Below are 20,747 nucleotides of genomic sequence, written 5' to 3' on the forward strand. Positions count from 1 at the left end.
GCAAATCAGTTTATTTCAACGTTTCCTTTGTCTTACAATGGACAAATAGCGATTAATAAAGGAGATGAAACGAAGATGTATACGATTTACGGCAGTTCTAGAAAAGGGAACAGTGAATGGCTCGGTGTCCGCGCATTCGAGGGCATTCCTCATGTGTCGGTCGATTTAGCCAACACGATGATTCAACCTGTGGAAGACCGGCGGCATCATGGTGGGTTCTTACCGATTGGCGATGATTACCGGCGGATCGTGGAAGAAATGCTCGAGCATGACGACATCGTGTTCATTACGCCGATCTACTGGTATTCGATGTCCACGAAGATGAAGCTCTTCATCGACCGCTTCAGTGAATCGTTGCGTGATGAAGACTTACGTTTCCGTGAGCGGATGCAAGGCAAGCGATTCCACCTGATTGCTGTCGGCGGCGATGATCCGAAAGAAAAAGGACGCGCCCTTGTGACACAGTTCGAGCATATCGCGACCTTTTTAGGAGCCCATCTTGAAACGGCGATCCTCGCGGAAGGGAATGCACCGGGGGACGTCGAACGCGATACGGTCGCCCTTGCAGAGATTGATGCGTTCCGAGAAAAAATGTCAAAAGCGTACGTTTAAGGAAAGTTATGTAAGGGAATCTTTTGATTAGTTCCATTCTGTAGTCAGACTAATCGGAGGTGGTGCTAGATGTTACAGTCGAAAAAACGCAATGAACGCAAGTGGAAACGACTTAAGACACGCAATCATATCGTTTTACTAGAACAGCTATTTCAAACGGATGAAGAAATACGGGTCGTGCGACCACGACTTGATTCTCACTCCACTCCCTTAAATCCGATCGAGCCTTCTCGTTAAGTCGTATAGGACAAAAAAAGACGCATTTGCAATCGCAAATGCGTCTTTTGACTGTTTAGTCGTTTTTGAGCTTCACATTTTGGTCGGCAGGCAAGGTTGTCGTCGTTTCCTCTTCTTCAAGCTTCGGTACACCCGCTCCATAATCTTTCGATTCATCTGCGACGTAAGATGCGGCATAGGCCGGGTTGATTAAGTCTGACTTTGATCCGACAATGACGATATGGCCATGGCGGACTTCATCTTCCAAACTTTCTGCAACATCTTTCGTCATGCCAAGTTCAGATAGTTGGGCGATACGATCTTTTCGATTACTACGGACGGTCGCCATCAATGTTTCAAAAAAAGATTTTTTCGTAACGCGGTAAGCAAGCGTCTGTGTATCGTTCGCAATCCGTTCTGCCAGTTCCTCGTCTTTTGCAAAAATATAAATTTGTTTATTTGAATACCCGCCTGACTTTAAACTCGTTATTTCTGCATCGACGCCAGTCATGTCACGGACAATACGTGTTTCAATCATGTTCGTTCATCTCCTTCATACTAAGCCTCAGTTGGCTGTCTCAATATAAAGTTATTCCCGAAACATAATGAATAAAACATGGATTTCAAAAACTGCTTATGAAACTTTCTTTAGTGACGTGCCGCGTCGTTGTTTACGAAGTACGGTCAGGATGATGATGAGACCTACCAGCACTTGCGGCACCACGGTTTCAATCGTCGGATAAAATCCGATCCAGGCGACGGGCGGCAGCGCAAGTGGATGGACAGGCAATACACCTGTCAGTTGGAGCGCATGTAGACTTACACCGAGTATCTTAAAGGCCATCATATAGATTAAGATGGTCGCGCCTAAGAATAGACGGCGAATCGGCAAACGGACACCGAAATAGATGACTGCAATTGACACGAGTCCGATCAAGAGAACAGCTGCCAAAATGCCTCCACCTAAGGCGAGTGGCGTCATCGCCGGTGCCATCCCGACGTAAAAGAGTAATGTCTCCGCACCTTCCCGGAAAATCGTCAAGAAACTGACGATGAAGAGTGAAGTCCGCGATAGGTCGGACACGAGTTGCGTCTGACGGGAAGTAATGGCCGTTTTCGAATGTAACCAATTTCCGACCAGTAACATCACGAGAACGGCGAACAAGCCGGTCCATCCTTCAATTTGCTCTCGTCCGACACTTGCGAGCGCGGTCGAGAAGAAAAATTGAATGATTAGCGCAAGCAGACCACTCGCTAAAAGCCCGAGGACGGCTCCGAACCAGATGTGCCGTTCCCCCCGTAAATTCGCTTTACGTGTTAAGGCGACGAGCGCACTGATAATCAGCAACGCTTCAAGTCCTTCCCGGACCATGACGAGCATCGCGTCGACGAACGTATAGCTCGTCTGGTCGGTCAGTTGTCCGAGCGATGCGCTTAATTCCTGTAACGAAGTGATTGTCGCGTTCCGCGTCTCCCCGTTTAAGCGGGCGAGCAATAAGGGGACGTCCGTCTCGACTTGCGTATATAAAGCACTGTCTCGTGTCCGGACCGCCCCTTCTCCGCTCGGCCACTGGGCGATGAACGTCGTCAAAGTCGACCGGGCCCCGTCAAGGTCTTTTGCAACGAGCGCATCCGACGCCTGATCGAGTAAACGGATCAAATCGGTCAATTCGACTGATGCCGTCTTGACGATGTCCCCTTCGACGAATGAGTCGATGCTTGTATCAAACTGGTCGAGGGCCTCGTTCCATTCCGTCTGGTCGAATGTCTGGCGCGCTTGTGCGATGCGAATCGCAGATAACGCCATCTCGACTTTTCCGTAGTGACCGATGCTTTCTTCCCGGACGACGCTCTCACGGGCCGTCCATTCCTTTAACAAGGTCTGTTCGAGTGTCTTTCGCTCACCCGCATCCGCTTGCCGCATTTGCTTGGTCACTTCATGCAAATCAAGCAGACGGGTCCGGGCCGTCGAATCCTGCGCGGGACGCATTGTTTCTTCGAGCGTCCGGACGGCCGTCGACAGTGCCGTCAAGTCCGCACTGATCGTCGCGAACGACGCATCCTGATGTTGTTTCAGCGTCGATAAACGCTTTAAGATGACGGCTTTTTCATCTGAGTCAGCCAGTTCCTTTGATTGTTTAGCTAACGTCGCGATTCGTTTTGAAAGTGCATCGCGATCTTCCGCCTTCACGGCTGAGATGGCTTGACCAATCGACACGTAAAGGGCATCGGTTTTCGCCTCTGCACCCGCATGGGGGATGAGCGTGCTACATATAAGGAACACGAGTAAGGCAGCTTTAAGCAAAGAGCGCATCACCGATGTAACCTCCTTTTTGAATGCCGCCGAAACACGCGAACAGCGCGCTTCCACGATGAGTAATGTATTCATTCATCCGGTCAGAAGTTGCGAGCCGTTCTTGGATCGTGATGAACTGCTCCGGCGATCGCTGATACGAGAGGAACAACAGACCGGCGTCTAATGCGCCTGTCGTCTCATCAACGCCATCCTGGTAGGAGTAGGAGCGTCGGAGCAGTTGCACCTTTCCTTCACCATGCGCGACTGCTGTATGCGAGTCTGCCGGTAGTTCTGCTTCCCCCCGTGCGATCCGTTTCGTCGGTGTAACGAACGCGAACTCATCTTTTGAACCGAGTGGTGCCCCGGACGCCCGTTCACGCCCGAATGTCCGCTCCTGCTCCTTCAAAATCGTCCGGTCCCAGACTTCAAGGTGCATCTGAATCCGGCGAACGACGAGAAACGTCCCGTTCGTCAGCCAAGGTGAACCATCACGCCATTGATAAAACAGCGTATTCTCCCGCGTCGCCGCTTTCGTCACGTCAGGATTGCCTGTCCCATCTTTGAATCCGAACAAGTTCCGCGGTGTCCCGCCTGTCGCATCTGCCACTTTCGACCGCTGGAAACCGGCTTGCGTCCAGCGAATCTTGACGACCCCCCGTCCGATTCGGGTCAAGTTGCGTAACGCGTGGAAGACGACTTGCTGGTCGTCCGCACAAATTTGGACAATCAAGTCCCCGCCGGACCATTTCTCATCGAGCTGGTCCAAATCAAACGTCGGTAAATCTCGTAAGAGTGCCGGGCGTTTATGGCCGATGCCGAAACGATCCCCTTCAAATAAACTAATTCCGCAACCGAACGTGAACGTCAAGTGACTTGCAGATAACCCCTCTGCTTCACCGGTGTCGTCCGGTGGGATGTAGGCACTATCTGTTTCGCCGAGCGATAGTCCTGCTGATAAGCGCGCGCAAGCCCGCGTCCAGCGCTTCAATAAATCAATCAGCTCGTCGCGGCGATCCGTCTTGACGTCAAAAGCGACGAGTTGGACATGATTTTGGGCCGGCGTCATGATGCCCGCTTGATAGGTGCCGTAAAACGGGACTTGATCGGACGCCTTAGCCGTCAAGGCGCGCGGTAAGAAGCGTTCGACACCACTTGCATAAAAAGCTGCACCGAGACCGGTCAGGCCGGCGACTTTTAAGACATCACGCCGCGTCATGCCAGCCTCTAATGTTGGTCGTGTCATGATTATCCCTCCAGTACGATGCCCATCTTCGACAGCGGTTCTGCCAGTTCGTTAATGGCTTGACTCAACTGTTTAACGTCGGTTTTTGATAAGTCCGTATAGAGGACGTACCCCTTTTCCGTTTTCTTCGCTTCTAACAAGGCATTGACGTCTTCAAAGCGCGCTGCGATCTCTTTTGACAATGCGTCGTCTTGTTTCATCAGGCTCGGGTTCAATAACTGATAAATTTTTTCCGCCCCTTGGACGTTCGCTGCAAAATCATAAAGATCGGTATGTGAATAGCGGTCTTCTTCGCCTGTCACTTTCGAAGTCGAGACTTCATTCAATAAATCCGTTGCCCCCGTCACGAGAAGCTCCGGTGTCACGTCGACTGTTTCGACTTTTGCACGCAAGAGGTGGACGTCCTGCATCAATTGCTCCGCGTATTGCTCATACCCTTTTGTTGTTCCCTTTTCGAACAAGCCTTGTTCGATCCGGTGATAACCGCCCCACTCGGATTCCTTGACGTCACCTGCACGGGCATCGATTTTCGGATCGAGGTCACCGAAAACTTCCGCGATCGGTTCCGCCCGTTCATAGTGCATCCGCGCCGGTGCATAGAGCGCTTTCGCTTTTTCAAGGTCCCCTTCCTTGACGGCCGTCGTGAAGGCTTCTGTTTTATTCGTGAAGGCATCGAGTTCATTGATCGCATAATCGCGGTAATCGGCGACGACCTGATCGAATTGGCCGTCCGCTGTTTTCGGTGTCGCTTTTGTCGCTGTTTCTTGTTCCCCGCAAGCAGCTAACAAGGTCGCGAGTGACAAGACGCTCGCCGTAAGGATTTTCTTATGTGACATGATTCATTTCCCCCAAATCGTTAAGTAAGTTCAGTTGTTAGTATAGACGATAATGATAATCGTTATCAATATAAATTTAGAGCTAACATGAAAAACCCGTCCTGACGAGCGTCATCAGGACGGGTTTTTGCTCATTTAGTTGTTTTTTCGCTTTTTAAAATACGTCCGTGAAATGATGAACGCTACGATTGCAAACCCGATAAAGACAAACGCTTTTTGGACGAGCGTCAAGAACGATAAATCAAACACTAACAGCTTAATCGCACTGACGCTAAGTAGCAGCAGACCGGATAATCGCCAGACGGACAAATTACGGATCCGACCAATCGTGACGAGAAGCAAGGCAAGTAAAATGTAGGCAACCGATAATGTCGTACTGCGATTCGTTTCGTCGAGTCCGTCATAAAACGGCAGTTCCATGACGAGTAACGTATACGTCGTCAGGACGCCGACGGCTGCGACAACTAGACTGATCTGGAACGTCCCGTCCTCGACCATCGCGCGGTGTTGTTGCACGAGTAAATAAATTAAACCACTCGTCGCAAGTACTAAGGCGACGACCGAAAGACGAAACGAGTCGTTCATTGCCGCGTACATACCCGACTGCGTAATCTGGTCGAAGATGAAGTAGACATACAAAGCGAGAGCGATCATCCGTTGGTACGGCATGTGCTGGCGTTTGACGAACCAAAGGCCGATCAGGATGCAGGCGAACAACAGGGTTTCGAACTGCTCGCTCAGTCGGAGTATGTCATAGGGAATTTGCGTGATCGCGTAGAACACCGTCGCGTGACCGACTGCATTGTGCCAGGCATCTTTTGAGTAGTTAGCGATGCTATAGGCAAGCCCTGCCAGCGCGAGGGCAATCAGTGTCCCCCACTGCCAATCGATGACGGCTAGACTCGCAATCACAATAAGACCGGCCCCGTAACTCGGATAATTCCACTTCATCCGGAGACGTTGCCCAGTGAAGGCGGTCCCGATGTAGCTGACGAGCGACGCAGCAAGCAGTGAGATTTCGTCAGACGTGGACGGTGGTGAAAAGCCGACCATGCTCATCGCTGTAACAAGAGCGATCGTCAGGAATCCCCAGCTGACGACGAAACCGAGAATCGTTTTTAAGCGAACCGCGGCATAGAACAAGGCGGCGAACAATATCACTTCATACAGTAAAAACAACGAAACGTTCGCTTCGTCCGCCAGTTGCAGAAACGGGAGTAAAAATCCGGTGATTGAGACGAGAATCAGGAGGACACGTGACGCCATCCATAACATTAATCCGAACGTAATGAATAAAATGACGAGTTCGAGCGAGAAGGCAAGACCCGGCGAATAGAATTGATACAACGCCATGCCAGCGAACAAGGCGGCTAAAGAAACGATGGTCCCCGTCGCGACGAGCCCGACGCCGAGTTCTCGTCGCTTTTTCTCATACTGATACTCGCCTACTCCGATTAAGAGCAATCCGATGAGCACTCCGCTGCCGACTCGGACCGCTGGATTGACCCAGCCGGAGATCGAGGCGTAAGAAAATAAGAAAATTGCCCCAATCGCGGCAAAAATTGCGGCGATGCGCGGTAACCAGATGGTCGCAATCATGTGTTCCCACTCATCGCGCGTCCGGATTTGTTTGATTTTTGGTGAAAACGTGTCGTCTTTTTTGACGAAGGCGGGTCTTTTTTTCGGTGTCGCGACCGTACTTTGCTCCGGAGTCGACGTTGGATGCGGAACAGGATGCAGCTGTTCGAGTTGCGCGACACGTAACTTCAACGCCTCGAGTTCCTGTTCCAGTTGGGTGATTCGTTGTTCTTCCATCATTCCACCCTTTCTTTATTTTAGATGGTACTAGTGTACCTGTTTCTTCTGCCTTTTTCTTATTTTTTCAAAAATAAGGAAACGTTAGGTGACGATTCAACGAAAAAAAACGACTTCCGCCCTTTTGGAAAAGGTGAAAGTCGTTTGTCAGGAGACCGGTTAACGAACGGATAACGCATATTGTCCCGTCGTGTTATAAACAGATGTGAACTGTGCGCGACTGACGGCGTATTTCCCACGGTACGGATCAGACACGTAGAACGAACTGCTTGAAACACCCGTCACGAGCATGACGTGATAGTTCCGGTACCCGGTGAACGTTTTGCCGTCCGGCTTGATCCAAGAGAAGTAGCCATATGGATTTTTGAAATCAACGGTCGCCCAGACGATGACGGGATTCCCGCTCCGGATTTCACGTTCAATCTTACTGACACCTTGTTTGGAGATATCGACGGCGCCACTCCGGTATTTTTTAGCGAGCGGGAGAATGCCTTTTGGATAGACGCCCCAGTTTTTGTAGTAAGAGAGCGTCCCGGCCGGATCACCCGTAAACATTTTTTCTGGATCGGCCCAGTAGTATTTCCCATTTTTGTAGGTCGCATTGCTGATGCTTTTCGGTAGTTGTTTATAGAGCGACGCAGCCGAAACAGACTTTTTCTTGTAGGCGAGCGCCATCTTCAACGAGACGAACTCGCAACCTGACGGGTAGCCTAACGTGTATTGATTGTAGTACGGGACATTTAATTTTTTAGTCGTACTGCTCGTTGGCTTCGTTTTCGTTAAGTACTGTGTCGAGACATAGCGGTAGCTCCCGCTATACAAAATACGTGTAAAGCTCCCTGACGTGCCATACGTTGCGACTTTGACCCCTTTACCGAGCTGGGTGACGGATTTGTATTTTGTGCTCGGGCCCGTTCTGACGTTTAACGTCCCGACCGTCGTATACTTCGTGCCGGTCGATGTGTATTTCGAGGACGTCGTCGATGTCTTCACATAATCTTTGTGTATGTACCCCGTCCGTGATTTATAGGTGATTTTGTACCAACTTCCCGATGTTCCTTTTAACGTATAGACGTTTCCTTTGACGACATTCCCGAGAATCTTGCTTGAGGTCGTCGGCTTTTCACGGACACGTAAGACTGCGGTCGTGATGGTCAGCTTCGTGGCGGCATGTGCGACGAGCGACGGACTGAATACGCCAAACAGAACACCAGCGACGATGACACTTGAGAAAAACTTCTTCATGATAGACCCCCTTAACAGAATGACAATACGATGATATACACCATTTTTCCCAAGTTATTGAAATAATAATCATGATTTCAAAATAAAATTCTGAAAAAATAGAAATATCTTCATTCTTTGTAACAAAAAAAATCCTCCTGTTGTATATGCACAACAAGAAGATTTAGACTGTAGACAAAGTTCTATCGGGAGATCAAGCGTCTTTGTTCGTTGCGTTCCTCGGGCGAGGCGCAAACCGTTGCTCCTTGGATCCTAGCGGCCAACGCGCAGGGTCTTGCCTGCCTCTGAACGTGCGTTAAAAACGCACTTTTTCCCGTAGGAGTCAACGAAACATGACGCTTTTTAGCTGATACCGTGACCAAAAAGCCGGGCATGGAGACGTTTTAAAGCGCAATCCGTCTTGAATCGCTTTTAAAGCACGAAAAGTAATCGGTCGCGACCCTGTAGCTTTTTAAATGAAATTCAATTTTTAATATTGACGATAAACGGTGACGGTTGAGTGAACGCCTGTTCGAGCACATGGGCGACGAACGTCGTTTCTTCTTCCGTCACTGGAAGAGGCGCATCTTCAACGATACTCCGGTAAAATGCCCGATATAATTTACCGTAGTCACCGATCGGACTCGGAATCCGGACATTTTGAAGATGATTGTGGTTGTCATGATAGAGTAACCGACCGAAATCATCTTCCGAATCTTCCCCGAATCCTTCTTCCCCTGGGAAGTAGTCTGCTTTTAAGTCAAGCTCTTGCCGATCGACATGCTGTTTGATGAACGTCCCGTTCGTCCCATGAATCATCCAGCGCGGAGCGGGTGCCAGTGCGACATGACTCGTTCGTACACTCGCCTTGAAATCGTCATAATAAAAATCAAGCGCAAACGTATCGTCCGGAATCGCAGTACCCCGGACGGTTCGGATGTCATAAGCGACTTGGTTCGGTCTTCCGAACAAGGCAATGATTTGATCAATCGTATGGACGCCGAGACTATAGAGCGCACCGTTCTCATTCGCCGTATCCGCCGGCTTCGCATCCGGGCGATACAAGTCGAAATGCGAGACGACTTCGACGATGCGACCGAGCTTTCCGGACGCAATGACTTGGGCGACGGCTTGAAAGTCGCTATCGAAACGCCGATTTTGATAGGCGAGTAGCTTGACGCCTTGCTTACGTGCTTCCTCAAACAGTTGCACCGCTTCTTGTTCTGTGACGGTAAAAGGTTTTTCGACGAGGACGTGCTTCTGCTGTTGCAACGCCTTCAAGGCATAGGCAAAATGCGTCGCAGGCGGTGTGTTGATGACGACGACTTGAAGCTTCTCGTCCGACAACATCTTGTCGAGGTCCGTCGTGAACTGGACTGCGGGAAGCTTGTCCATATATTTTTCCTCTAACTCCGGTTTTGCCGTCCGATTATAAATCCACGTCACCTCGAAATGGGGATCAATCATGACATAAGGCAGATGATAACGGGTCGTGCTCTTACCGAAGCCGATGAAGCCAATCTGAAGTCGCATCCTATCACTCCTCGCAATTACTTTTCTTTTACCTTAACAAAGCGGCTACGACTTGTCTTGAACAAATGACCGATTATGCCGTCGCTTCGATTCGTTCGTACTCATATGTCGAAAATCCGTCATATGTTCCTTGGTACGTAAAACCGACCGACGTATAATAGTCGTTTAAAAATGCATTTGACGCCACGCAGTCGAGGCGAAGTGTTTCCCCTTCGTAATCCGTCAACTCGATTACATAATCAAGAAGTTGTTTTCCGACGCGGCGTCCTTTCGCCAAATCACTGACGACAATCCGGTGGATATAAAGACCTTCTGTATCTGCCCATAACGAGCGATCCCATTCCATCGAAGGAAGCAGGGCAACGGAACCGAGCAACTGGTCGTTTTCTTCAAAAACAAACAGTCTTCCGGCATCAAGATCCTCTTGGACGAGTGTTTCGATGTCTTGTTCAAGGTAAGCAGACCACTGTGTGCTGCCCGTCGCTTGGAGTGCGAGCGCCTTGTGCTCGAGTAGTGTTGCGATGTTTCGAACGTCTTGTGATGTAGCTAGTCGTATCATGTTGTACCTCCTGTAAGCAAAAATTCTTCTTTATCCTAACGAAAACTGCACCAGAAGAAAACCGTTTTGCTCGCATCGCTAAAAAAAAATCATAAAAACGCATCATTTTGTGATTTTTTTCATATTCTACAATTTTATTTTTAAATATCGTATTCTAAAAGTGTGATCAGACCCCCAGTCTTCACAACGTGGATCTACCGGCTTCCCACGAGCCGGTAGGCCTTTTTTTGTCTTCAGTCGAGTCCGACCCATTTTTTCGATAGACGGCGCGCATCTTCACGGTAGCGCGTATCCTCGACGACCGGGTTACTGAGACGTGGTGCGGAATCGGCGTAATAGCCGCCATTGTCGAGCCGGTCATTCGTCGTCGCGAGGTACAGTGCGGTTTTCGCCCCGTACTCCGGCGTATACAGTTTCCCGGTCCAGTAACCGATTTGAGCGATCGGCTTTAAAAGCACCTTCATCGCTTTGCCGTACTTGCCACGATAGAACAAGTCGGTATTGACGATGCCGGGATGGACGCTGACGAATGTCACATCGTCCCCATACTTGTCCGCGAGTTCACGCATGTGGACCATCTGTAGCAATTTCGATTCGCGGTACGACCGCATCGGGTTGTATTGTTCTTTTTTAACATGGGCAATCGATTCCAGTTCGATATCTGTTCGGACGAGTCCACCTTCCCCGGCGAGCGATGAAATCGAGATGACCCGTGGATCGTTTCCGTGTTGAAGGAGCGGCAGCAAGCGTTCAATCAAATAGAAGTGACTCAGGTAGTTGACTTGGAACTGGGATTCGAAGCCGTCTTTCGTCAAATGATACGGCGGGACCATGACCCCGGCATTTAAAATCAGGCGATCGATGCGACCAATCTGCTCAAACAAGTGGTCTGCAAACCGGCGGACGGATTCCAGTTGGTCAAGTTGAACGATTTCGATTTCAAGATTCGTATGCGACACCCCATGTTCACGTAACATTTGGACGAGCAGTGTTGCTTTCTTCTCTGAGCGGACGGTCGCAATGACGCGGTCCCCCCGTTCAAGCAACGCTTGGATTGTCACCATTCCCATCCCCGAGTTTGCGCCTGTCACGATACATATGTTCATTTCCATTTTCCTCCTCTAATTACGCTTTCTTCGTTTACATGCATATATATTGAGTGTTTTCCTTTTTCCGTCGATTTATACACATCATTTCAAAAAAAGACTTCTCCGCCTGCAAAAGAGGTGAATAGCGTATACTAAACGTAACAGAAGAGAACCCTGCCCCGATTCGAGGAGGTATGCATGTGCATGAAGGAACCGTCTTACTACTTGCCGGTATTTTGTTACTACTCGCAATCATCACGACCAAGTTCTCCTTTCGTCTCAACGTCCCGACCTTGATTTTATTCGTGTTCGTCGGCATTCTTGCAGGAACGGATGTCGCAGGATGGATTGCTTTTTCTGACTTTGAACAAGCGCGTCTATTCGGAACAATCGCCCTCGTCATCATTTTGTTCGATGGCGGTCTCAACACGAAATGGGGCGATTTCAGGCAAGTCCTCCCTGCTGCCCTTTCGCTTGCGACGGTCGGCGTCGTCATCACGACTGGCTTGATTGCACTCGTCGCCCACTTCATTCTTGATTTCAGCTGGCCGATGGCGTTACTCGTCGGCGCCCTCGTCGGCTCGACCGATGCAGCGGCTGTCTTTTCCTTACTGAGCGGACGTCCTGTCGATGAGAAGGTCAAACATACACTGGAAGCGGAGTCCGGAACAAATGATCCGATGGCTGTCTTTTTGACGATTCTCTTTACAGAACTTGCGCTCGATCCGGAAAGTTTCTCGATTATCAGTGGCGTCCTGTCTTTATTCTACGAAATGGGAATCGGTTTACTCGTCGGTCTCTGTATCGGCTGGTTCTTGACACAATTGATGAACCGGATTCAGCTTCAAGCATCGGCCCTGTATCCGACACTCTTGATCAGCGGCGCCTTACTGTCTTACGGGATCGCGACGAGTATCCATGCGAGTGGCTTCCTCGCCGTCTACGTGACAGGCATTTGGATCAGTAACCACGACATGATTTACCGCGACATCTTGATTCGTTTCAGCGGCAGCTTGTCGCATCTGGCAGAAGTCGGGATGTTCATCATGCTCGGACTGCTCGTCTTCCCGCGCCAACTGCTCGATCCGCAGATGCTGCTCATTTCAGGCATCATCGTCGTGACGCTGATTCTCGTCGCACGACCACTCGCTGTTTTCATCTCACTTCTTCCCTTTCACTACAATTACCGGGAGCAAAGTGTCATCACGGCTGCCGGACTACGCGGCGCCGTACCAATCATCCTTGCGACCTATCCGCTTTCGAGCGGACTTGCGAACTCCTATCTCTTGTTCAACATCGTCTTCTTCACTGTCATGACATCGGCTTTACTGCAGGGAACGGCCTTACCGTGGATTGTCCGTGTCATGAAGCTCGAAGTGAAACCAACGATCGGGATTGAGCCGTTGATTCAATTCATGACAGTCGCAAATCCGAATGCTGAAATCGTCGAGGTCAGTGTCCCGTCGTTCTGTCGGATTGACGGGAAAACATTGCAAGAGATTGAGATGCCGCAGGATCTGCTCGTCGTCGCCGTCATTCGTGACGATGCCATCATTACCCCCCGCGGTCAGACACGATTGATTGGTGGCGATCAACTCCTGATTCTGACGCCGAAACAATCGGAAGAACGGATTCGAAAGCTGATTGCCTCGCTTGGTCTTTAAAGTTAAAAAGGACCGATGATTCCGTGAAAAAAGCGGGATCATCGGTCCTGTGATGGATGTTGGACGGGATGTCCGGTACTTTGTTCAGACGTAAGAGTCCTATCCCAGATGGATGTTGTTGCGACGTTTAAGTCAGCCAGCCTTTCAGCGTCTCCATCCGGTCCGTGTGGCGTTTTAAGTCGAGGATCGTCTGTTTCACCTGTTCTGTACCGATTCGTCGCTCCGTTTTATCCGCACTGAATGTCCGGCTGATATTATAAGCGAGCCAATCAAGTTTGCTCGAATAGCTACAGGCGATTACAGCCGACCATTTCGCATCCCCTAGGTTATTTTTCGTTGTGTAACCACTAAAAAATGCTTGAAACTTCTGCTTGTTCAGATGCCCCGTCTCATCCTCTGACCAGTAAAGCGCCGTCTCAAGGACATCAAGGACAGGATGAATCGGACCCGCCGATTCCCAGTCAATGACGACCAGGTCGTTTTTCGTCCATAAGACATTTTTAGGATCCAAGTCGCGGTGACTCATGACGCAAGCGTTGGATAGGAACGCTTCTGCTCGCACTGCTCGCTCGTTCCACACTTTTAACGCCTCGGTGATTTCGCTTAGGGCAACACTCCACTCGGCGTCGATTGCTTGGCCTCTTTTGAGATGAGTTGTCCAGTCGTGGCTAATCGTTCCAACCACTGCGGGGACCATGCCAGCATCAAGTTGGTGTAAGCCTGCGAGATAGGTCCCGATGGTATTACAATGGGATGGCTGGATCTCCTTCAAGGAAAGCAGGTTGCCGTCGACCCAGTCAAAAATAAGAAAGTACTCGTCAGCTATCTCTTGCACCGCTTCCCCCCGTATCCGTTTTGCCGGAAGAGCGGAAAGGTGCCGACCTGCAAGCAATGCAAAATCTTCCGCGTTTTTGAAGTTCGCAAACGCGTCAGGTCGTCTCATAATCTGCGGATTCAAGCATTTTACAGCATAATGTCCTTTTGTCGTCCTCAGTCCATACATGTCATGGATGAAACCGCCGGAAAGGGGGCGTGGGTCTTCTGTCCGTTCGCCTAAATCAAACAATACACAAATCTGATCAAATCGGTATGATTCCATATGTTTCTCCTGTTATCTCCGTTATTTTTTACGAACTTTTTCGCCTTGAGAGGCGCCAGAATCGATTGAACCGTTAACTTATGCGAAAAAACCCCCGACGTTTTTTCGCAGGGCGAAGACATCGGGGGTTCGATCCTCATTCAATAGAATTTACTTGTTTTCTACCAGCGTTTGTTCCTGCTGACGAATGTACCGGACATCGAAGTGGTCCGTCAACTGTCTGATGCGTGAAGTCGTATCAGACAGATTCGCGAGTGTAGCTGACGTTCATCGTTGTTCCTCTTCTCGTCTAATCTCGATCGTTCCGGGTGGGCGGTGCGGTAATGTAATGGATAGTCCTGCGAACTGGAAGTGGTCACGTCCGTTTTGTGCACGTTCAATCCAATTGACTGCCTCTTGGCGCGCTAAGCCATGCCGGATCCGGTTCTCCGCCTGTGTCCGTGAAATCCCGGTACAGACGACCTCTGTCAAGTAGGTCCGTTCATCGGACTCAAACTGTTGCCAAATCCCGAGGATGAGTTGTCCGACAGCACTGACGGGTGTCCCGTCCGGTTCACCGGCGCTGACGGCCTCGTCAAGCGCATGAATCGCTTCGATACACGTGTCGCCGAGTGCTAAAATCCGTTGGGATGCTTTTTGCATGATCCGGAACCGTTTTTGTCCGTCTTCCAGCCATAACCGCTGTGCAAAAGGGTCGACGGGAATGCCATGAAAGAATGTGACCGTCCCGCGCCAAGCGAAGCCGAACGACGGATCGTAGTCACGAATCGTCTCCATCGCTTGTCTGTGGAATCGTTTGATTTCTGACCGTTCCTCATGCAATTGGTCGCGCAATCCTGCCGTATCATCAATCGCAACCGCAAGCGGCGTCATCGTGAACAGTTCATTATCGGCAATCCGGTGCGGCATCAGGACTGCTCCATCGAACCGGTAATCGTTCGCCGGGCGTCCCGTCCGCCCGACGAACATGTGCCACCTGCCTTCCGCTGCGGCGAATGCGTACGCTTGGTGTGCGAACGGTGGTGCCACGAACAGTCCAGGAAATTCCTCGAACGTTTCAATCCGGATCGTTTCTCCGTCATACCACTCCCGTTCGATTGCCGCGAGCAACTGCCCCGTCGGAGATTGACGGTCCGTCAAATAACGACCGGTATTGCTATAGAAGCCGAGTAAAAACTCACGCTCTTCTTCTTCGAATGTCACCATCGTCAGTTGGAACAACGATTCGATTTGTGCTTCGGCGAACGCATCCTCGACCGTATCCGGATGGTGCGATTCAATCGCAATCATTTTCCAGCCCATCCGTTCATATAAGTTGATCGTCACGGGGAAGAACAAAAAGGCTCCGTGGGTCGCCTCGAGCTTAATGATGTCTTGCATGGCAAGGCGTTCAATCCGTAAGTTAAAGCCCATTCGTTCGAAGTGATCCTGTAAGCGTCTTTTCCAGTGCGTAAATTCCATGATCCGTCCACTCCTCTCTCGATTCGTTTAGGCGCGTTTTCGTAGCGGGTTCTTCGACCAGTAGAGGTATAACGCAATCAGACCACCGACTCCGATGATGTAAGAAGGTGTCCCGCTGACTTGGAAGATGACATCGGGATTCGGGACGAACGTAATCAAGACCGCTTTATACGTTGCAAATAAAACGAAACTGATGATGAACTGTCCCCAGACACGTCCTTTGACGTCACGTATTTTCGGTGACGTGATTAAGATCGACATCGCGTCAATCAAGAACAAGGCGATGATTGAGAACAACAAATAGTCGGCGAGTGCGAACTGAAAGACGCCATCGATTCCCTCGATGAAAATATACATCAAGATGCTTGAGACATAGTTCCGTGTCCAGCGTTTTTGTGTCTCAGCACGACGCTGTTCCGGAATCGCTGCAATCATCATGTCGAGTCGCGCTTCCGGTGTTTGCCCATGGACTTCTTCGAACGGTCGTTGTTGCCGCTGCGCTTCATACAAATCAGCCTGCAGTTGACGTTCGATGTCCGTTCGCTCCGGTTCTTCCGCGTTAACGTTCAAACGGGGTAACAATGATTCAAAAATGCGTGTGTTAGCTTTCGTTAATTTCAAGCGACATCCCTCTTTTCCATGTTTAAGTATAACGGTTTATCGGGAAAAATACTTAGGTGAAGATGACGATTACTTGACGAATCCCACTTAAATGTTCAGAATAATCAAAAAGTGTAACTTTTCTTTTTTCAATTTCGTAGGATAACAAAAGAAGGAGTGAGCAACGATGCGCCAAACACTAACGAATGCCGCACTCATCACGCTATTGACCAGTGCCGGGATCGCGTTTCCTTTGACGAACGAAGCAGATGAACTGGATCCACCTGTCGAAACGGAACAAATCGAACCGCTTGATGAGCAAACCCCCTAAGCGGTGTTGACTCAAACGGGAGCACGTCTCTCGATTAACAAAAAACAAGGAAGACGGTTCTCCGGTGTTCGCCCCGGAAATCCATCTCCCTTTTTTTAATGCGGTCTTGCGAGATACACGGCAAAGATGACCAGGAGGATCCCCGGGACGAGAAACAATATGTAGGAACGCTTCCGTTTCCTGCGCGAAATGCTGAAAATTGTCAAGTAGATTCCTAGTATGAATGACAGCAACATGATGTAAAAACCCATTTGTATTCATTCCTTTCGAACGTAATTGTTCATGCCTAAGCATTACTCGGTTGTGTCACGTCACCTGTAACATCGATCGACCACGTCAAGATCGTCGTACTGTCCCGGACAGCATGGTGCTTGATCGTCGTCAACAAGGTCAAAACGGCATCCTGCGCCTCCGTATCGCGAAACGCGCGACCGATGTCCGTCGCATCGCTGAACGGTTCACCGGGACATTCGACGAGTCCGTCCGTCGTCAAAAAGATCCGGTTGTGTCCCTGACGCAGTTCACGGATGCCGCGGGTATAACACGGGACAGGTAACGCAAACGTATTGACTTGTCCGATCCATTCAAAGAATTGCCGTTGATTGAGACTGTGTTGACCTAACCTGGCAAGCTCCGGATGGAACAGATGCGCGATGCAATCTCCAACCGACAACCAAAAAACATAGTTTCCTTTCCGGACGACGACTAAACAAGCCGTCTCCCCCCGACACGTCTCGCATCGTGCGCGAAATGTGTCTTCCGTCAATAGTTCGAGGATGATGTGTTCGAACGTCGGAAGGACTGACTCGGCTGCTTGTTCGAGTTGCTGATGCAACCGCTCTTGATACATCAAAAATTGCTCCGCCACGAGTTCGGCACTTTCTGCCGAATTATGGGCATCGAGTAAGACGGTCAACTCCCAGTCCGTCCCCGTCATGACGAGACAACCATCTTCGTTTTTTGTTTGACCCGCCGTCGAGCAGCCACCGAACCGTCCGAGAACGACCGGACCCACCTGCCGTATGTCGATTTGATCGACATACGCTTCTTCACTTCCGACCCAGCTAAACATGCCTGACTCCCCCCTATTTTGTCTGTTCTATCGAGAATACCACACCTGCTGTCATTTGGAACATTTTCCCTTTCATTAATCCAAAAAAAGTCCCCCACTTCGACTACGGCTGTAGTGACGTGAGGGATGCGGCTTAATTCGTTGTCATGAATGGCTGGATGAATAATTTTAAGCGTTTTTGATAGTTGACTTGATCTTCGAGATACGTTTGACCATGACCCGCTCCTCGGACCGGATATAACTGCTTCAATCCAGGTTTTGCTTGATACAGTTCATAAACCATCCGCGATGGCATGAGTTGATCGTCCGTCCCATGGATGAACAGTGTCGGAATCATGATTTTGCTCGTTTGTCGTGTCACTGACACGTCACCGTAAAAGAAGTCCTGTTCGAATTTATTGAACGTGCTCGCCATCGCGAGTGACGGTCCTGCGGGATAACTGATCTGTCGATCCGCTAAATGATTGAGCCAGTCATCAAATCGGGCGTAGGCACCTTCAGAGATGACGACTTTGACTTGTGTCGGTAACATTTCTTCTCCAGCTGCGAGTAATGCGGTCGACCCGCCGACACCAAGCCCGTGATAGGCGATGTGACTCTCGTCCCCTGTTTCTTCGAGAAGTCGTTTCGTCCATTCAATCAAATCAAGCCGATCGAGCCAGCCGTAATTCTTTTTCCCACCGTTTTCAGGCTGCCCCCGTCGTTCGACGACTAAGACATTGTAGCCGAATTGTTCATGATACAGCTGCACGAGTGGTGCAACTCCGTCCGGCGTCGCTTGTTCCTCGTCCGGGACGAGAATGACCGATTTGTTTGTTGATTCTGTTGCAGGTAGATAGTCTGCGTGATGAACGCGTCCATCCGTCTCGAACGTCTTCTGTTCGAACGGTTGGGCAGCAGACCATTCAGTTGCCTTGGTCACGGCGTCACTTGATTCATCAGCCGGTTTACCCGCAAGAATCGGTGACGCTTCCGACTCGTCGACTAATGTTTTTTGAATGCGGTATCCATCAAAACTGATTAATCCGATGAATACGAGTAGTATCGCGAGTACGATTGCTAGTCCTTTTCGCACAACATGAACTCCTCTCTTTTCCTATATAACGCGTTATTCGTTATCATACCGTATGTCCCCTGCTTCTGCACGGTCTGTTTTCAGAAAAGAGCGTTGGTACCAGGTCCGGACGTCCTCAAATTGCTTATGTGTAAAATAACCTGCGTTCAAATGTCCTTTACCACGCAGATTGATTTCAAACTTCAGCAAGTCCTTTTGTTCGAGAAAACGGGAGACGTGTCCCGACAAAGCTTCGATTTTTAAACGCGGTGCATAAATCGTTTCCCGGTTGACGAGTTGGCGACGTAAGACGAACAACTCCTGTTCGAACCCGTAACACGTATTGCGGTACCCCGTCCGGGCAACAACGTAATAGAGCGGTAAAACCAGGTACACCAGCATGCCAATCCATTTAAGCGGGCTCGTCAAAAAATAGACGAGTCCGGCATTGACTGCTGAAAACAAGACAATATACCGGACGAGCCGCCAACGGATGACATAGAAGAATCCGCGGTCGGTCGCATGTTGCATCGGTTTGACACGTTTGAAGCGCGGCAGAAACCGGTCGAGGAAGGCGTCGATTTCCGATTCCCGGATGAAGGGGTGGAACAACATCTGCTCTTCCTTCCCGTTCGCCGATATGACGTTGAGTGACAGGTGGGCACGCTTGAACCGTCGTTTGATCCAGTTTTCCTCGATGAATAAGGCTTGGACCTTATCCTGGTGAAAGATGACTTCCGTCCGGTTCAGTAATCCGTAACGGATGGTCAGCCGTTCATCTTTAAGTGTCGCTTCGAACGAACCGTAACGAACGACGTAGACGACAATCGATCCGATGTAGGCGAGGAGTAAGACAAGCAACCCGATTCCAATCAGGAGGATGAGTGATAAATGCGCCAATTCATTAAAGACACGATCGACATACTTTTCGATATATTGATCAATCAGTTGATACCCTGCAAAGAAACCGACTAGCGCCAGTCCGAGACGACCGGACAAGGCGCCGGCAAAAAACAGGTCGGACAAGCTGACACGAAACGAGTCCATCGTCTCTGTTTGTTCTATCTGTTCGTCCTCTTCTTTAATCGTCGACTTCAAGGAAGTAGCGAACGCGAGCCGGACACCTTTTAATTCGACTTCCGGTTCACCGCCTTCAGAAGACGTTTCGACGGACAGCGTCGCTAAACCGAGCAGACGCTCGAGCAGGTTTTGGTTGATGCCGACGGATTCAATCCGCCGCCGTTGTGTCGTCCGTTCACTTTTACGGAAGACGCCTTTGTTGACACGAATCGCTTGGTCATCAATCGTAAACGTATAAAAATACCAAGAAGTGATTCCAGAAATGAGAAGAACGAGACAAAAAACACTAAAGCCGATGATTGTATACCAACCGAATCCATCGTTCTTTAAATCATTGAACAATAAAAAAGCGAGCGGGATGACCGTCGACCGGAGATGCGTCAGCGTCGACATCAAGATGAATAACGGGTGGACGCGACGTGTCATAGGGATTCCTCCTCTTGCTCCTCGAGTTTCGCGAAGCGTTCGATATGGCGTCTTAATTCGAGTGTGCGTCGTTCTTCGAGACGCTGGATTTCCGCAAATCCGGATGCCGTATTGACTTTGATGTTCATCAAGCCGGCGCGACGTAACAAGGGACCGGTCGATGTATCAATGAACTGAACTTTGACGAGTGGTATGATTTCAATTTTACGGAAGATGACGCCTGACTTGACGCCTAAAAATTCTTCATCGACCTGATAACGGAAATAGTCGTAACGCAGACGCGGTATGTAATAAAACTTTAAGATGAATAACGCGGCCACGAGTCCTGTCACGATCCACATCCACCACGGAGATAAGTCGAGCCACACAATTTGGACGGTTGTCATGACGGCAATCAAAAGCGCATACAAACTAAACCGTATCGCCACATATTGCCGTTCGACTTTGACGGAGTCGAGTGATAACCGTTGCCAGCCACTTTCTAAGGTTGAAGATTGCATCTGTTCCCACTTCCTTTCTCTTAAAACTACGGAGTCCA

General features: G+C 49.8%; 20 protein-coding genes. 4 read left to right on the top strand and 16 right to left on the bottom strand.

Annotated elements, in window-relative coordinates:
• Positions 1 to 75: 75 nt before the first annotated feature.
• Together KNP96_RS13315 and KNP96_RS13320 are read left to right on the top strand one after the other, a co-directional pair.
• A complete protein-coding gene (locus KNP96_RS13315) occupies positions 76 to 612 on the top strand; it encodes a flavodoxin family protein (RefSeq protein ID WP_214771071.1) in 537 nt (178 codons plus the stop codon).
• Positions 613 to 681: 69 nt separating this feature from the next.
• Entirely contained in the window at positions 682 to 849 is a 168-nt protein-coding gene (locus KNP96_RS13320) for a hypothetical protein (RefSeq protein ID WP_214766142.1), read from the top strand.
• Between the two features lie 55 nt (positions 850 to 904).
• On the opposite strand, the gene KNP96_RS13325 is transcribed toward KNP96_RS13320, so the two are convergent.
• The 9 genes from KNP96_RS13325 to KNP96_RS13365 form a co-directional block, all read right to left on the bottom strand.
• The gene (locus tag KNP96_RS13325) at positions 905 to 1,366 is read right to left on the bottom strand and encodes a YflT domain-containing protein (protein ID WP_088837180.1); all 462 of its coding nucleotides are present in this window, start codon (positions 1,364 to 1,366) and stop codon (positions 905 to 907) included.
• Positions 1,367 to 1,462: 96 nt separating this feature from the next.
• Positions 1,463 to 3,142, bottom strand: coding sequence for an FTR1 family iron permease (locus KNP96_RS13330; RefSeq protein WP_214771176.1), 1,680 nt, complete (start codon positions 3,140 to 3,142; stop codon positions 1,463 to 1,465).
• Entirely contained in the window at positions 3,126 to 4,367 is a 1,242-nt protein-coding gene (efeB, locus tag KNP96_RS13335) for an iron uptake transporter deferrochelatase/peroxidase subunit (RefSeq protein ID WP_214771074.1), read from the bottom strand. The genes KNP96_RS13330 and efeB overlap by 17 nt, the downstream gene beginning before the upstream one ends.
• Before the next feature lie 2 nt (positions 4,368 to 4,369).
• Complete coding sequence (gene efeO / locus KNP96_RS13340; protein WP_214771077.1) at positions 4,370 to 5,203, bottom strand: iron uptake system protein EfeO; 834 nt, start codon at positions 5,201 to 5,203, stop codon at positions 4,370 to 4,372.
• A gap of 135 nt (positions 5,204 to 5,338) precedes the next feature.
• Positions 5,339 to 7,018: a DUF2339 domain-containing protein gene (locus KNP96_RS13345; protein WP_088837184.1), complete on the bottom strand. Its 1,680-nt coding sequence runs from the start codon at positions 7,016 to 7,018 to the stop codon at positions 5,339 to 5,341.
• Between the two features lie 159 nt (positions 7,019 to 7,177).
• Positions 7,178 to 8,263, bottom strand: coding sequence for an SH3 domain-containing protein (locus KNP96_RS13350; protein ID WP_088837185.1), 1,086 nt, complete (start codon positions 8,261 to 8,263; stop codon positions 7,178 to 7,180).
• Positions 8,264 to 8,725: 462 nt separating this feature from the next.
• Entirely contained in the window at positions 8,726 to 9,775 is a 1,050-nt protein-coding gene (locus tag KNP96_RS13355; protein ID WP_214771080.1) for an oxidoreductase, read from the bottom strand.
• Between the two features lie 73 nt (positions 9,776 to 9,848).
• Positions 9,849 to 10,334 (bottom strand): GNAT family N-acetyltransferase, encoded by a 486-nt coding sequence (locus KNP96_RS13360; protein WP_029330260.1) that lies wholly within the window; start codon positions 10,332 to 10,334, stop codon positions 9,849 to 9,851.
• 233 nt (positions 10,335 to 10,567) lie between these two features.
• Complete coding sequence (locus KNP96_RS13365) at positions 10,568 to 11,440, bottom strand: SDR family NAD(P)-dependent oxidoreductase (protein ID WP_088837187.1); 873 nt, start codon at positions 11,438 to 11,440, stop codon at positions 10,568 to 10,570.
• A gap of 176 nt (positions 11,441 to 11,616) precedes the next feature.
• Between KNP96_RS13365 and KNP96_RS13370 the strand changes: the two genes are divergently transcribed.
• Complete coding sequence (locus KNP96_RS13370) at positions 11,617 to 13,086, top strand: potassium/proton antiporter (protein ID WP_239456722.1); 1,470 nt, start codon at positions 11,617 to 11,619, stop codon at positions 13,084 to 13,086.
• A 127-nt stretch (positions 13,087 to 13,213) separates the two neighbouring features.
• On the opposite strand, the gene KNP96_RS13375 is transcribed toward KNP96_RS13370, so the two are convergent.
• The 3 genes from KNP96_RS13375 to KNP96_RS13385 all read right to left on the bottom strand — a co-directional run bounded on the left by KNP96_RS13375 (position 13,214) and on the right by KNP96_RS13385 (position 16,267).
• Positions 13,214 to 14,185, bottom strand: a complete 972-nt coding sequence (locus KNP96_RS13375; protein ID WP_214771083.1) for a phosphotransferase — start codon at positions 14,183 to 14,185, stop codon at positions 13,214 to 13,216.
• 267 nt (positions 14,186 to 14,452) lie between these two features.
• Positions 14,453 to 15,646 (bottom strand): hypothetical protein, encoded by a 1,194-nt coding sequence (locus KNP96_RS13380; RefSeq protein WP_214771086.1) that lies wholly within the window; start codon positions 15,644 to 15,646, stop codon positions 14,453 to 14,455.
• A 27-nt stretch (positions 15,647 to 15,673) separates the two neighbouring features.
• A complete protein-coding gene (locus tag KNP96_RS13385) occupies positions 15,674 to 16,267 on the bottom strand; it encodes a hypothetical protein (protein ID WP_214771088.1) in 594 nt (197 codons plus the stop codon).
• Between the two features lie 166 nt (positions 16,268 to 16,433).
• Between KNP96_RS13385 and KNP96_RS13390 the strand changes: the two genes are divergently transcribed.
• Entirely contained in the window at positions 16,434 to 16,577 is a 144-nt protein-coding gene (locus KNP96_RS13390; RefSeq protein ID WP_214766150.1) for a hypothetical protein, read from the top strand.
• Between the two features lie 286 nt (positions 16,578 to 16,863).
• Here KNP96_RS13390 and KNP96_RS13395 read toward each other — a convergent pair whose 3' ends face one another.
• The 4 genes from KNP96_RS13395 to KNP96_RS13410 all read right to left on the bottom strand — a co-directional run bounded on the left by KNP96_RS13395 (position 16,864) and on the right by KNP96_RS13410 (position 20,709).
• Entirely contained in the window at positions 16,864 to 17,649 is a 786-nt protein-coding gene (locus KNP96_RS13395; RefSeq protein ID WP_214771090.1) for a PP2C family serine/threonine-protein phosphatase, read from the bottom strand.
• A 133-nt stretch (positions 17,650 to 17,782) separates the two neighbouring features.
• Positions 17,783 to 18,724, bottom strand: a complete 942-nt coding sequence (locus tag KNP96_RS16955; RefSeq protein WP_214771092.1) for an alpha/beta hydrolase — start codon at positions 18,722 to 18,724, stop codon at positions 17,783 to 17,785.
• 33 nt (positions 18,725 to 18,757) lie between these two features.
• On the bottom strand, positions 18,758 to 20,209 hold the full coding sequence (locus KNP96_RS13405) for a PH domain-containing protein (protein WP_214771094.1): 1,452 nt from the start codon (positions 20,207 to 20,209) through the stop codon (positions 18,758 to 18,760).
• Positions 20,206 to 20,709 (bottom strand): PH domain-containing protein, encoded by a 504-nt coding sequence (locus KNP96_RS13410; RefSeq protein WP_088837195.1) that lies wholly within the window; start codon positions 20,707 to 20,709, stop codon positions 20,206 to 20,208. The genes KNP96_RS13405 and KNP96_RS13410 overlap by 4 nt, the downstream gene beginning before the upstream one ends.
• Positions 20,710 to 20,747 lie beyond the last annotated feature (38 nt).

This window comes from Exiguobacterium sp. s133 (assembly GCF_018618595.1).
GTDB classification, from domain to species: Bacteria; Bacillota; Bacilli; order Exiguobacteriales; family Exiguobacteriaceae; genus Exiguobacterium_A; species Exiguobacterium_A oxidotolerans.